Origin of the sequence: Paraburkholderia sp. SUR17, from assembly GCF_029536165.1 — a bacterium.
Taxonomy (GTDB): domain Bacteria; phylum Pseudomonadota; class Gammaproteobacteria; order Burkholderiales; family Burkholderiaceae; genus Paraburkholderia; species Paraburkholderia kururiensis.
This window is the reverse complement of sequence record NZ_CP120508.1, coordinates 3,225,151-3,237,647: the sequence shown is the minus strand read 5'-3', so window position 1 is coordinate 3,237,647 and position 12,497 is coordinate 3,225,151. Positions and strand designations below refer to the sequence as shown.

Below are 12,497 nucleotides of genomic sequence, written 5' to 3'. Positions count from 1 at the left end.
CCATCTGGCGAATCCGTAGGCAAACCGGCAGGCAGGCGCGGTGCCGCGAGCAGGCGCCCATTATACGGAGCCTGGATTGGCGAGCATATGCTCGACCAGCTCGATCCAGTGCGCGACGGGCAGGGACGTACCGCTTTGCAGATGCGCGATGCAGCCGATGTTGGCCGACACGATCATCTGCGGCTCTACGGCGTGCAGGCGCTCCAGCTTCTGGTTGCGTAGCGCGTACGAGAGCTTTGGCTGCAGCAGCGAGTACGTGCCCGCCGAACCGCAGCAGGTGTGGCTGTCGGCGGGGAGTCGCACATCGATGCCGAGCGTCGTGAGCAGGCGCTCGACGTCGCCCCTCAACTGCTGGCCGTGCTGAAGCGTGCAAGGCGGGTGGTACGCCACCGTATGCACGCTGCGCCGGCGCGCTGCTGCCGCCAGCTGCTCCTCGAACTGGGGCAGGATTTCCGAGATGTCGCGCGTGAGGTCGGCCACGCGGCGCGCCTTCTCCGCATACGCGGGGTCGTTGCGCAGCAGGTGCGCGTATTCCTTGACCGTTGCGCCGCACCCCGACGCGTTCATCACGATCGCCTCGACGCCCTGCTCGACATAGGGCCACCAGGCGTCGATGTTGTGACGGGCGTCGTCGAGGGCTTCGTCGTTGTAGCCGAGGTGCAGGCGGATCGCTCCGCAGCAGCCGGCGTCCGGCGCGACCACGGTTTCGATGCCGAGCGCGTCGAGCACACGCGCCGTGGCGGTGTTGACGTTCGGCATCATCGAAGGCTGCACGCAGCCGGCCAGCATCAGCATCTTGCGCGGATGCTTCGCGGTGGGCCACGCGAGCGCACGCTGGCGCGCGGGCACCTTGTCGCGCAGCTTCTTCGGCAGCAGCGCGCGCACGTGCTGGCCAAGCCGCATGGCGGGCGTGAAGACGGCGCTGTTGGGCAGGAAGCTCGCAAGGAAGCGGCGCAGCGCGCGCTGGCCCGCGGGCCGCGGCACCTTTTCTTCGGCGAGCTTGCGGCCTATCTCCACGAGCCGGCCGTACTGCACGCCGGAAGGGCAGGTCGTTTCGCAGTTGCGGCAGGTGAGGCACCGGTCGAGGTGCGTCTGCGTGCTGCGCGAGACTTGCGACCCTTCCACCATCTGCTTGATGAGATAGATGCGTCCGCGCGGACCGTCCAGCTCGTCGCCGAGTAACTGATAGGTGGGGCAGGTCGCGGTGCAGAAACCGCAATGCACGCACTTGCGCAGAATGGCGTCGGCTTCGTTGCCGTCGGCGGTGTTGCGAATGAAGTCCGCGAGGTTGGTTTGCATCGCGTTGCTCAGAAATCGGGGTAGAGCCGGTTGCGGTTGAAGATGCGCGCCGGGTCGAACGCGGCTTTCAGCCCGCGGTGGATCTTCATCACCGGCGCCGGCAGCGGCGTGAACACGCCCGCGCTGCGGTCGTAGCCGTGGCCGGTTCGAAAGAGGGTGGCGTGGCCGCCGGCCTGTTTCGCGCTCATGCGTACCGTCTGGGCGTCGGTGTCGGTGATCCACCAGCGTTGCGCGCCGCCCCATTCCATCAATTGAGCGCCCGGCAGTTGCAGCGGCTCGGCAATCGAGGGCAGCGCGAGGCGCCACAGCGCCGACTTCGGCGCGATGCCGGTGAAGAACGGATCGGTCTGCTCGCGCAGGCCTGCCCAGAAACGTTCGGCCTCCACAGCATCCACCACTTCGCCGCCGAGCGTGGCGCGCGCCGTCTTTACAGCGGCCTCGGCGCCCGCGAGGCGCACCACCAGCGTGTCGTTGCGCCACGCGCTGCCCGTGATGGGCAGCGGGCGGCCGCCCCACTCGTTGAGTTTGCGCACCGCGTCGGTGCCGTTCATGTCGAAGCGAAGCGTCGCTTCGGCTTTGGGCAGCGGCAGCACCTTGACGGACAGTTCGAGCATCAGACCGAGCGTGCCGAGCGAGCCGGCGAGCAGACGCGAGACGTCATAACCCGCGACGTTTTTCACCACCTGGCCGCCGAAATGCAGCACCTGCCCCTGGCCATTCATGATGACGGCGCCGAGCACGAAGTCGCGCGGCGCGCCCGCGTACGGGCGGCGTGGCCCGGCAAGTCCGGCGGCGATGCAGCCGCCCAGCGTGGCCTGCGCGCCGAAGTGAGGTGGCTCGAATGCCAGCATCTGGTCGCGTTCCGCGAGCGTGGCTTCGATCTCGACGAGCGGCGTGCCGGCGCGCGCCGTGATGACGAGCTCGGGCGGATCGTAGGAGACGATGCCGCGGTGCGCGCGCGTATCGAGGATCTCGCCTTCCAGCGCCTGGCCGTACCAGTCCTTGGTGCCGCCGCCGCGGATGCGTAGCGCGCGTCCCTGGGCGCTTGCCGAGCGGATGCGCTCGGACCAGTCCGCGACGATGTCGTCCTCTTCCATGGCGTCTTGTTCGTTGTAGGTCGTTCGATTGTACCGACTGGGTTTGCCCCCGCAACCGGAACGACCCTAAGCCCGGCCCCCGATCCATCACGCCGCAGGCAATTGCAAAAAACCGCGGCTCAAAAGCCTGCGGCTCAGAACCGCGGCAGATCCGGATGCGGCAGCAGCCCGCCGCGCACGTGCAGCTTGCCGTACTCGGCGCAGCGCGCCCGCGTCGGGATGCCTTTGTCGGGATTGAGCAGTCCCGGCGGATCGAAGGCGCGCTTCACTGCGTGGAACGTGTCGCGCTCTTCCGGCGAAAATTGCACGCACATCGAATTGATCTTCTCGATGCCCACGCCGTGTTCGCCCGTCACCGTGCCACCCAGTTCGACACAGGTTTCGAGAATGTCGGACCCGAAGGCCTCGGCGCGGTGCCACTCGTCGAGGTCGTTGCCGTTGAAAAGAATCAGCGGATGCATGTTGCCGTCGCCTGCGTGGAACACGTTGATGCAGCGCAGCCGGTACTGCTCTTCCAGCGTCTTGATGCGCATGAGCAGCGGCCCGATGCTGCGCCGTGGCACGGTGCCGTCCATGCAGTAGTAGTCCGGCGAAATGCGGCCCGCGGCCGGGAATGCGTTCTTGCGGCCCGACCAGAAGCGCAGCCGCTCGGCTTCGGTGCGCGAAATCTGGATGCGCGTGGCGCCATGCTCGCGCAGCACGGCGGTCATGCGCACCACTTCCTCGGCCACTTCTTCGGGCGTGCCGTCCGATTCGCACAGCAGGATGGCCTCGGCGTCGAGGTCGTAGCCCGCGCCCACGAATTCCTCCACGGCACGCGTGGCGGGGTTGTCCATCATTTCGAGCCCGGCCGGAATGATGCCCGCCGCGATGATGCCGGCCACGGCGTCGCCGCCTTTCACGACGTCGTCGAAGCTCGCCATGATGACCTGCGCTGTTTGCGGCTTCGGAATGAGCTTCACCGTGACCTCGGTGACGATGGCGAACATGCCTTCGCTGCCGATCAGCACGGCGAGCAGGTCGAGGCCCGGCGCGTCCGGCGCGAGCGAGCCGAATTCGACGATGTCGCCGTCCATCGTCACCGCGCGCACGCGCAGCACGTTGTGGACCGTGAGGCCGTACTTGAGGCAGTGCACGCCGCCCGAATTCTCCGAGACGTTCCCGCCGATCGTGCAGGCAATCTGCGACGACGGGTCCGGCGCGTAATAGAGGCCGAACGGCGCCGCCGCTTCGGACACCGCCAGGTTGCGCACGCCGGGCTGCACGGTGGCCGTGCGCGCGTACGGGTCCACCTCGACGATTTTGCGAAAGCGCGCGAGCGAGAGCACGACGCCGTGGCGGATCGGCATGGCGCCGCCCGACAGGCCCGTGCCCGCACCGCGCGGCACGATGGGCACGTCGAGGCGCCGGCAGATCTGCACGATGCGCTGCACCTGCGATTCGGTCTCGGGCAGCGCGACTGCGAGCGGCAGGCGCCGGTACGCCGAGAGACCGTCGCATTCGTACGCGACCGTGTCTTCCTCGCGGTAGAGCAGGCAGTGCGTCGGCAGCACGGCCATCAGCGCCTGCACGACTTCGCGCTGGCGTTGTGCGAGCGCGTCCGCTGTCAGTTCGCCCGGTGCGTTCATGAGGTCTCCCGCGTCGAGGGTGTCGGGTTTGTCGGGTTGTCGGGGCGTCGCCGCGCTGTCATGCCGACCAGGAAAAAATCTTCCCCGGGTTCATCAGATTGCGCGGATCGAGCGCGTGCTTGATGGCGCGCATCGTGTCGACCGTGTCGGCACCGTGCTCGTCCAGCAGAAAGCCCATCTTGTGCAGGCCCACGCCGTGCTCGCCGGTGCAGGTGCCGTCCATGCGCAGCGCGCGTTCGACGATGCGCCGATTGAGGTGCTCGGCTTCCTCGAGTTCCTCGGGCTTGTCGGGATCGATCAGGATGGCCACGTGAAAGTTACCGTCGCCGACGTGGCCCACGATCGGGCAGGGCAGCGGCGAGGCGCCAAGGTCGGCCTCGGTCTCGGCCACGCACTCGGCGAGGCGCGAGATCGGCACGCAGACGTCTGTCGTCACGGCGCGGCAGCCGGGCTTCAGTTGCAGCATCGCGAAGTAGGCGTTGTGGCGCGCGTTCCAGAGCCGGCTGCGGTCTTCGGGACGCGTGGCCCATTCGAAGCCTTCGCCGCCGTTTTGTGCGGCGATTTCCTGAACCGTCTCGGCCTGTTCCTTGACGCCGCTTTCGGTGCCGTGGAACTCGAAAAACAGCGTGGGCGCCTCGCGCAGCGTGAGGTTCGAATGGCGGTTGATCGAACGGATAGCAAGTGAATCGACGAATTCGACACGTGCCACGGGTACGCCCATCTGGATGGTCTCGATGACGGCACGCACCGCGTCGCCCATCGAGGCGAACGTGCACACCGCAGCGGACACCGCCTCGGGCTGCGGATAGAGCCGCAGCGTGATCTGCGTGATGACGCCGAGCGTGCCTTCCGAGCCCACCAGGAGGCGCGTGAGATCGTAGCCGGCAGACGACTTGCGCGCGCGAGAGCCGGTCTTGATGACGCGGCCGTCGGCCAGCACCGCCGTGAGGCCGAGCACGTTCTCGCGCATCGTGCCGTAGCGCACGGCGTTGGTGCCCGAGGCGCGCGTCGCGCACATGCCGCCGATACTCGCGTCCGCGCCCGGATCGATGGGGAAGAACAGGCCCGTGTCGCGCAGCGCCTCGTTGAGCTGCTTGCGCGAGATGCCGGGCTCCACGGTGACAGTGAGGTCTTCGGCGTTGATCGAGAGCACGCGGTTCATCTCGGAGAGATCGATCGACACGCCGCCCTGCACCGCGAGCAGATGACCTTCGAGCGACGAGCCGTTGCCGTACGGAATGACGGGCACGTCGTACTGGCCGCACAGCCGCACGATGGTCTGAACCTCTTCGGTGCTGCGCGCGAACACGACGGCGTCGGGCAATTGAGGATCGAACGGCGATTCGTCGCGACCGTGATGAGCGCGTACGGCTTCGGCTGTCGACACGCGTTGGCCAAAGGCGCTCTGGAGCGCGGCAAAAAGACCAGCGGGGAAGGGGCGACGGGCAGGATGCAGGGAGGTGGGCGGCGCGAGTTGATTCACGCGTGTCTCCTGATAACGATTGAGTGGTTCTGCTTTTGCTTCATTTTACGCCGATCGACCCTGCGCCCGCCGCCCGGGCTTCCCCGCGCCTGGCCGGCACGGAGAGGGGCCACGGGCGAACCTATAATGTCGCGCACCGCATTGGCCAATGCATCGATCGACAAAGGGGAGGACATCATGGGCAACCGCCTCAGCAAAATCGCAACGCGCACCGGCGACGACGGCACCACGGGTCTTGGCGACGGCAGCCGCGTGCGCAAGGACGATGCGCGGATCGCGGCGATCGGCGATGTGGACGAACTGAACTCGCAGATTGGCGTGCTGCTCTGCGAAGCGCTGCCCGACGACGTGCGCGACGCGCTGACGGTCATCCAGCACGATCTGTTCGACCTGGGCGGCGAACTATGCGTGCCGGGCCACACGATGATGACCGACACGCACCTGGCGCAGCTCGACGATTGGCTCGCGGCATACAACGTGACGCTCGAACCGCTCAAGGAGTTCATCCTGCCGGGCGGATCGCGGGCGGCGGCGCTGGCCCACGTATGTCGCACGGTGTGCCGGCGTGCCGAGCGCTCCATCGTGGCGCTGGGCGCTCAGTCCCACTCCGCCGGCATGGAAGGGGCGAAGGCCGGCGAGCCGGATAAGGGGCGCGATTCGGCGCTCAACGATGTCCCGCGCCGCTACGTGAACCGCCTTTCCGACCTGCTGTTCGTGCTCGCGCGCGTGCTCAATCGCGCCGACGGTGGCAATGACGTGCTGTGGCGCCATGACCGCAGTGCAAAAAAACATCGCTGATGTTGGATTCGCGTCACGTTTCAGGCTTTTTGCGCTGCGACAAAATGTCCTCGTTTTTGTTCGTGCTAAAAAATGTATCGTGTCAGCATCTTTTGAGGAGAGACACGCTATGACAGCGCTTACCGCTGAACAGATGGCCCGCGTGAAGGCTACGGCCCCCGTTCTTGCCGAGCATGGCACCACGATCACGAAGCATTTCTACAAGCGCATGTTCGCGCACCACCCGGAGCTGAAGAACGTCTTCAACCAGACGCACCAGCAAAGCGGCAGCCAGCCCGAAACGCTGGCACGCGCGGTCTATGCCTACGCCGCGAACATCGACAATCTCGGCGCGCTCGGTTCTGCGGTGTCGCGCATCGCCCACAAGCACGCGAGTCTCAACATTCGTCCCGAACACTACCCTGTCGTGGGGCGGCATCTGCTTGGCGCGATCGTCGACGTGCTGGGCGACGCGGTGGATCAGGACACGCTCACGGCGTGGAAGGTGGCCTACGGTCAACTGGCGGACATTTTGATCGGCGCGGAAGCGAAGCTGTATGAAGGCGCGGCGTGGAGCGGTTTCCGTCCGTTCGTGGTGGCGCGCAAGGAAGTGGAAAGCGACGAGATCACGTCGTTCTATCTGACGCCGCCCGATGGCGCGGACGCGTGCCGCTTCCAGCCGGGCCAGTATGTGAGCGTGATGCGTTTCGTGGACCGGCTCGGCGTTGACCAGCCGCGTCAGTACAGTCTTTCGGACGCCCCGCATGGCCGCTGGCTGCGCATTTCCGTGAAGCGCGAGGCCGCACGCGATGACGTGCCGCCGGGCCACGTGTCGAACCTGCTGCACGACGGCGTGGAAGAGGGCACTGTGGTGCATGTGAGCGCGCCGATGGGCGACTTCACGCTCAACCGTTCGGCCGATACGCCGGTCGTGCTCGTGAGCGGCGGCGTGGGCATTACGCCGATGACGTCGATGCTCTCCACCTTGCTGGCCGATGGCAGCCAGCGCCCTGTGGCGTTCGTGCATGCGTGTCGCAATGGCCGCGTGCATGCGTTCAAGACCTGGCTGAACGGTGTGGCTGCGTCGAACGCAAACGTGTCGCGCACGGTGTTCTACGAAGCGGTGGATGCAGCTGACCGCGAGGGCGTCGATTACGACTTCGAAGGCCGGCTCGACTTCAAGCGCATTGCCGACAACGCGCTGCTGCCGAATGCCGACTACTACATCTGTGGTCCGCTGCCGTTCATGCGCGAGCAGCGCGACGCGCTTGTGGCACTGGGTGTGGACGCTTCGCGCATCCATACCGAAGTGTTCGGCTCGGGCGCGCTCGAATAAGCGTTTCGTTTTCCGCGTTCGGGTACGGCATCAACCCGCTGCATCACCCCACTGAGAGCCGGACCGGCTTGCCGATCCGGCTCAGCAGTTCCACCAGCATGTCGATGGTGAACTTCGAAGTCTTGCGGTTCACCACATCCGAAACGCGCGGCCGCGACACCATGAGCACCTGGGCGGCCTCCGCCTGCTTCAGGTGGTGCTGCTCGATCCATTGCGTGAGTTCGGCCATGAGCTGCTCCTTGAGCAGCCGCGTGTCGTTGATCTGCTTTTGCGACGCCGCGTAGAGACGCTTCGCTTCGTCCGGCGCAAAGCCGAGTTCGAGGAAGAGATTGGCGCCCGGCTTCGTGACGTGCCGGATTTCGGTGTCGATGCTCACGGTCTTGCTGGTCATTTACTGAATCTCCCTGCGATGAGCCACGGCGCGGTAACGCGCCATGGCGATTTCCGTATCGAGCTTCCGGGTAACCGGTGTCTTCTTCTGAAAGCAGTGAAGCACGTACACCGCTTCTTCGAACTTCGCCACGTAGAGCACCCGCCAGGTGCCGAAGCGTTCGCGGATACGGATTTCCCGCGTACCCGCGCCGATGCGCTCGAACGGCTTCCAGTCGGTCGGATCGAGCCCCGCCTGCACCTTGCCAAGATCGAAGCCAGCCTGCCTGCGTACTGCCTGGGGGAAAGCGAGCAGGTCGTCCAAAGACGAACCCACCCAGCGGATCTCTCGTTCGTGAATCATGGTTACCCAGCGTGTATAAAATTTTATACAAGAATGCGCCGTAAAACAAGTTTTGTTCTGCGGCGCGACGGCAACCACCTTACGAATCTCAGCACCCTTCGGCCATTCGTCCGGACGGCCAAATAAAAAAGCCCGGCACCTTTGTGCCGGGCTCCTGCTGCTGCCCACCGTCGCTCGAATCAGCCGGTTGCGCAGTTACGTCCGAACTCGTCTGGCCACGCTCAGTTCCCGCTGCCGCGGGCTGCGCGTCGCTGTCGTACCGCTTCGGCGAGGCCTTCGAGCACGCCAACACTTTCGTCCCAGCCGATGCACGCGTCCGTGATGCTCTGGCCGTAGGTGAGCGCGCAACCTTCCTTGAGGTCCTGGCGCCCCGCGACCAGATGCGACTCCACCATCACGCCGACAATGCGCTCGTCGCCGCCGGCAATCTGGCGGCCGATATCAGCGCACACCGGAATCTGGTTCTCGTGCTTCTTCGAGCTGTTGGCGTGGCTCGCGTCGATCATGAGGCGCGCGGCGAGGCCGGCTTTGCCGATGTCGCTGCATGCCGCGTCCACGCTTTGCGCGTCGTAGTTCGGCGCCTTGCCGCCGCGCAGGATGACGTGGCAGTCCTCGTTGCCGGCCGTCGAGACGATGGCCGAGTGGCCGCCCTTCGTCACCGATAGGAAATGGTGCGGCTGCGACGCGGCCTTGATTGCGTCGACCGCGATCTTCACGTTGCCGTCCGTACCGTTCTTGAAGCCGACCGGGCACGACAGGCCGGAGGCCAGTTCGCGGTGCACCTGCGACTCGGTCGTGCGCGCGCCGATCGCGCCCCAGGAGATCAGGTCGGCGATGTACTGCGGGCTGATCATGTCGAGGTATTCGGTGCCCGCGGGCAGTCCGAGTTCGTTGATCTGCATGAGCAGTTCGCGCGCGGTGCGCAGTCCGTCGTTGATCTTGAAGCTGTTGTCGAGGTACGGGTCGTTGATGAGGCCTTTCCAGCCCACCGTCGTGCGCGGCTTCTCGAAGTACACGCGCATCACGATTTCGAGTTCGCTCGCGAAGCGCTTGCGTTCCTTCACGAGTCGCCCCGCGTATTCGAGCGCCGCGCGCGTGTCGTGGATCGAGCACGGCCCGATGATGACGATGAGCCGGTCATCCATGCCATGCAGGATGCGATGCATGGACTGCCGCGCGTTGTAGATGAGGTCGGCAACCGTTTCCGTGCACGGGAATTCGCGGATGAGGTGGGCCGGCGGGACGAGTTCCTTGAGTTCGCGGATGCGCACGTCGTCGGTGTTGTACGGGGGCATGGTTTTCTCCTGATTCTCTTCGTAGCGTGTCTGCGCAGTCTTTAATGCGGCTACAGACGAATTCGAAAGGTCTTGCGGTCAATGCATGAGGCGAAAAAAAACCGCCAGACTGGCTGGCGGTTTTTCGGGAATTTCGGGTGACTTTCGTGCGCTAACACCCCTCTCGATCCGCCAGCGGCCTGAGATACCAAAAGAAATAAAAGTAAAACCGGGCGGACATGATCGTGAGGAAACGCTGGATGCGTGAAGTACGTGCGTTGAAAGTGTTGAGCTTTATAACCCGGCGAACCGGTGCTGACAAGCCAAACCGCGCAAAAATGCGGGAAATCCGCACGATCCGCTGCGATGGCGCAAGGACCGTGCGTCGGCTCGGATCAGATTCGGATCAGACGGTGCCGCCCACCGTCATGCGGTCGATGCGCAGCGTCGGCTGGCCCACGCCCACCGGCACGCTCTGGCCTTCCTTGCCGCAGACGCCCACGCCCGTGTCGAGCCGCATGTCGTTGCCGATCATGCTCACGTACTTGAGCGATTCCGGGCCGCTGCCGATCAGCGTCGCGCCTTTAACGGGGTAGCTGATCTTGCCGTTCTCGATCATGTACGCCTCGGAGGCGGAGAACACGAACTTGCCGTTCGTGATGTCGACCTGGCCGCCGCCGAAGTTCACGGCGTAGAGGCCGTTCTTCACCGAGGCGATGATCTCCTGCGGATCCTTGTCGCCGTTCAACATGTAGGTGTTGGTCATGCGCGGCATGGGCAGCGACGCGTACGACTCGCGCCGCGCGTTGCCCGTTACGGGCATGTTCATGAGGCGCGCGTTGAGCGTGTCCTGAATGTAGCCCTTGAGGATGCCGTCTTCGATCAGCGTCGTGCACTGCGTGGCGTTGCCTTCGTCGTCGATGTTGAGCGAGCCGCGGCGGTTCGGCAGCGTGCCGTCGTCCACCACCGTCACGCCCTTGGCCGCCACCCGTTCGCCGATGCGCCCCGCGAACGCCGACGACCCCTTGCGATTGAAGTCGCCTTCAAGCCCGTGGCCAATGGCTTCGTGCAGCAGCACGCCCGGCCAGCCCGGCCCGAGCACGACCGTCATCGCGCCGGCCGGCGCGGGACGCGCTTCCAGGTTCACGAGCGCCGAGTGCACGGCGTCGTCGACGTAGCGCGACAGCACGTCGTCGGTGAAGTAGCCGTAGTCGAAGCGGCCGCCGCCGCCGCCGTTGCCGATCTCGCGGCGACCGTTCTGTTCGGCGATCACCGTGACGGACACGCGCACGAGCGGCCGGATGTCGGCTGCCAGCGCGCCGTCGCTGCGGGCCACGAGCACAATGTCGTACTCGCCCGCGAGCGCCGCCATCACCTGCGTGATGCGCGGGTCGCGCCCGCGCGCTATCTGCTCGATGCGCTCGAGCAGTTTCACTTTGGCGGTGGCGTCGAGCGAGTGGAGCGGGTCGGAGGGCAGGTACAGATCGCGGCCGGCCACGCCGGTGAGCGACGACGCCACCTTCACCTTCTGCTTGCCGCCGCCCGACTTCGCGATGGCGCGCGTGGCGATGGCCGCCTGGCGAATCGCTTCGGGTGAGAGGTCGTCGGAATAGGCGAAGGCAGTCCTGTCGCCGGACACGGCGCGCACGCCTACACCTTGATCGATGCTGAAGCTGCCCGATTTGACGATGCCTTCCTCGAGGCTCCACGCCTCGCTACGGGTAGCCTGGAAATACAGATCCGCGTAATCCACGCGATGCGTGAAGATCTCGCCGAGCGTGCGCGTGAGCACGCTTTCGTCGAGTCCATATGGCGTGAGGAGCACGTCCTTTGCGGTCGCGAGATTGCGGATGCCGGGTTCGATGATGTTCATGCGAGCAGTAATGAAAGGACTTGGGTGACAGTTCGGGCCAATATGCGGGATATCAACGGGCGCGCGGCTCGTCCAGCACGCGATGTCGCCATGCGGGCAGGCTCGTGCGAACTTCCTGGATGCGCGCAGGATCGATGTCGCCGACCACGGCGCCCGCGCCTTCGTCGCGTACCGCAACGATTTCGCCCCAGGGGTCGATCAGCATGCTGTGCCCCCAGGTGCGCCGACCGTTTTCGTGCTTGCCGCCCTGGGCCGCGGCGAGCACATAACACTGGTTCTCCACGGCGCGGGCGCGCAGCAGCGTTTCCCAGTGAGCGCGGCCGGTGGTGTACGTGAATGCGGAGGGCACCACCATCAGCGCGCAATCGCCCATGCGCCGGTACAGCTCCGGAAAGCGCAGATCGTAGCAGACCGAGAGTCCCACGCGCCCGAACGGCGCGTCGAAGGTGCGGACGGCGTCGCCGGGGCGGATGGTGCGCGCCTCGTCGAACGACTCCTCGCCTTTTTCGAAGCTGAACAGGTGGATCTTGTCGTAGCGCGCCACCTCGGTGCCTTGCGGGTCGAACACGAGCGTCGTGTTGAGCACGCGCTCGGGTTCCGGTGCCACGAGCGGCAGCGTGCCGCCGATCACCCATACGCCATGGCGGCGGGCGGCGTCCGACAGAAAGCGCTGGATCGGACCGTCGCCGTGCGGCTCGCGCACGGCGATCTTGTCCGTGTCCTTGAATCCCATGAAGCAGAAGTATTCGGGCAGCAGCACGAGCTGCGCCCCTTGGGCGGCCGCTTCGGCGATCAGTTGTTCCGCCTCGGCGAGATTGCGCTCGCGCTCGGGCGTGCTGACCATCTGCAGCGCCGCAACGCGGTAAGACGACAAACCGGTGTGTGGATCGCTCATCAACCTGACAACCCCCGGCACTGCAACGTCCCACGAAAAAAGCGGGTGCCGCCGTGCGCGTAATCTGCTGAATTTCCTGAAAGCCCAGAGGCCGGGTGCCGG

General features: G+C 65.6%; 11 protein-coding genes. 2 read left to right on the top strand and 9 right to left on the bottom strand.

The window, feature by feature from the left end:
• Positions 1-60: 60 nt before the first annotated feature.
• From glcF to P2869_RS14315, 4 genes are all read right to left on the bottom strand, one after another.
• Entirely contained in the window at positions 61-1,299 is a 1,239-nt protein-coding gene (gene glcF, locus P2869_RS14330; protein WP_277596826.1) for a glycolate oxidase subunit GlcF, read from the bottom strand.
• Positions 1,300-1,307: 8 nt separating this feature from the next.
• Positions 1,308-2,396, bottom strand: a complete 1,089-nt coding sequence (gene glcE / locus P2869_RS14325; protein WP_126877862.1) for a glycolate oxidase subunit GlcE — start codon at positions 2,394-2,396, stop codon at positions 1,308-1,310.
• A 134-nt stretch (positions 2,397-2,530) separates the two neighbouring features.
• A complete protein-coding gene (locus P2869_RS14320; protein ID WP_199540203.1) occupies positions 2,531-4,024 on the bottom strand; it encodes an FAD-linked oxidase C-terminal domain-containing protein in 1,494 nt (497 codons plus the stop codon).
• Between the two features lie 58 nt (positions 4,025-4,082).
• Positions 4,083-5,507, bottom strand: a complete 1,425-nt coding sequence (locus P2869_RS14315) for an FAD-linked oxidase C-terminal domain-containing protein (protein ID WP_277596825.1) — start codon at positions 5,505-5,507, stop codon at positions 4,083-4,085.
• Between the two features lie 177 nt (positions 5,508-5,684).
• Here P2869_RS14315 and P2869_RS14310 point away from each other — a divergent pair, with 177 nt between their 5' ends.
• Positions 5,685-6,305 (top strand): cob(I)yrinic acid a,c-diamide adenosyltransferase, encoded by a 621-nt coding sequence (locus P2869_RS14310; protein ID WP_277596824.1) that lies wholly within the window; start codon positions 5,685-5,687, stop codon positions 6,303-6,305.
• 109 nt (positions 6,306-6,414) lie between these two features.
• The gene (gene hmpA / locus P2869_RS14305; RefSeq protein WP_277596823.1) at positions 6,415-7,620 is read left to right on the top strand and encodes an NO-inducible flavohemoprotein; all 1,206 of its coding nucleotides are present in this window, start codon (positions 6,415-6,417) and stop codon (positions 7,618-7,620) included.
• A gap of 43 nt (positions 7,621-7,663) precedes the next feature.
• Here the strand turns inward: hmpA and P2869_RS14300 are convergent, their stop codons facing one another.
• From P2869_RS14300 to P2869_RS14280, 5 genes are all read right to left on the bottom strand, one after another.
• Positions 7,664-7,996 (bottom strand): XRE family transcriptional regulator, encoded by a 333-nt coding sequence (locus P2869_RS14300; RefSeq protein ID WP_026121882.1) that lies wholly within the window; start codon positions 7,994-7,996, stop codon positions 7,664-7,666.
• A 15-nt stretch (positions 7,997-8,011) separates the two neighbouring features.
• Complete coding sequence (locus tag P2869_RS14295; RefSeq protein WP_026121881.1) at positions 8,012-8,353, bottom strand: type II toxin-antitoxin system RelE/ParE family toxin; 342 nt, start codon at positions 8,351-8,353, stop codon at positions 8,012-8,014.
• A gap of 221 nt (positions 8,354-8,574) precedes the next feature.
• A complete protein-coding gene (aroG, locus tag P2869_RS14290; RefSeq protein ID WP_017776959.1) occupies positions 8,575-9,648 on the bottom strand; it encodes a 3-deoxy-7-phosphoheptulonate synthase AroG in 1,074 nt (357 codons plus the stop codon).
• Between the two features lie 385 nt (positions 9,649-10,033).
• On the bottom strand, positions 10,034-11,500 hold the full coding sequence (tldD, locus tag P2869_RS14285; protein WP_277596822.1) for a metalloprotease TldD: 1,467 nt from the start codon (positions 11,498-11,500) through the stop codon (positions 10,034-10,036).
• A gap of 52 nt (positions 11,501-11,552) precedes the next feature.
• On the bottom strand, positions 11,553-12,395 hold the full coding sequence (locus tag P2869_RS14280) for a carbon-nitrogen hydrolase family protein (RefSeq protein ID WP_199540208.1): 843 nt from the start codon (positions 12,393-12,395) through the stop codon (positions 11,553-11,555).
• Positions 12,396-12,497 lie beyond the last annotated feature (102 nt).

Excerpts from the sequence above, each read along its gene's own strand:
- P2869_RS14310 (WP_277596824.1), top strand. The coding sequence starts at position 5,685 with ATGGGCAACCGCCTCAGCAAAATCGCAACGCGCACCGGCGACGACGGC.
- glcE (WP_126877862.1), bottom strand. The coding sequence starts at position 2,396 with ATGGAAGAGGACGACATCGTCGCGGACTGGTCCGAGCGCATCCGCTCG.
- P2869_RS14280 (WP_199540208.1), bottom strand. The coding sequence starts at position 12,395 with ATGAGCGATCCACACACCGGTTTGTCGTCTTACCGCGTTGCGGCGCTG.
- P2869_RS14320 (WP_199540203.1), bottom strand. The coding sequence starts at position 4,024 with ATGAACGCACCGGGCGAACTGACAGCGGACGCGCTCGCACAACGCCAG.
- aroG (WP_017776959.1), bottom strand. The coding sequence starts at position 9,648 with ATGCCCCCGTACAACACCGACGACGTGCGCATCCGCGAACTCAAGGAA.
- tldD (WP_277596822.1), bottom strand. The coding sequence starts at position 11,500 with ATGAACATCATCGAACCCGGCATCCGCAATCTCGCGACCGCAAAGGAC.
- glcF (WP_277596826.1), bottom strand. The coding sequence starts at position 1,299 with ATGCAAACCAACCTCGCGGACTTCATTCGCAACACCGCCGACGGCAAC.
- P2869_RS14295 (WP_026121881.1), bottom strand. The coding sequence starts at position 8,353 with ATGATTCACGAACGAGAGATCCGCTGGGTGGGTTCGTCTTTGGACGAC.
- hmpA (WP_277596823.1), top strand. The coding sequence starts at position 6,415 with ATGACAGCGCTTACCGCTGAACAGATGGCCCGCGTGAAGGCTACGGCC.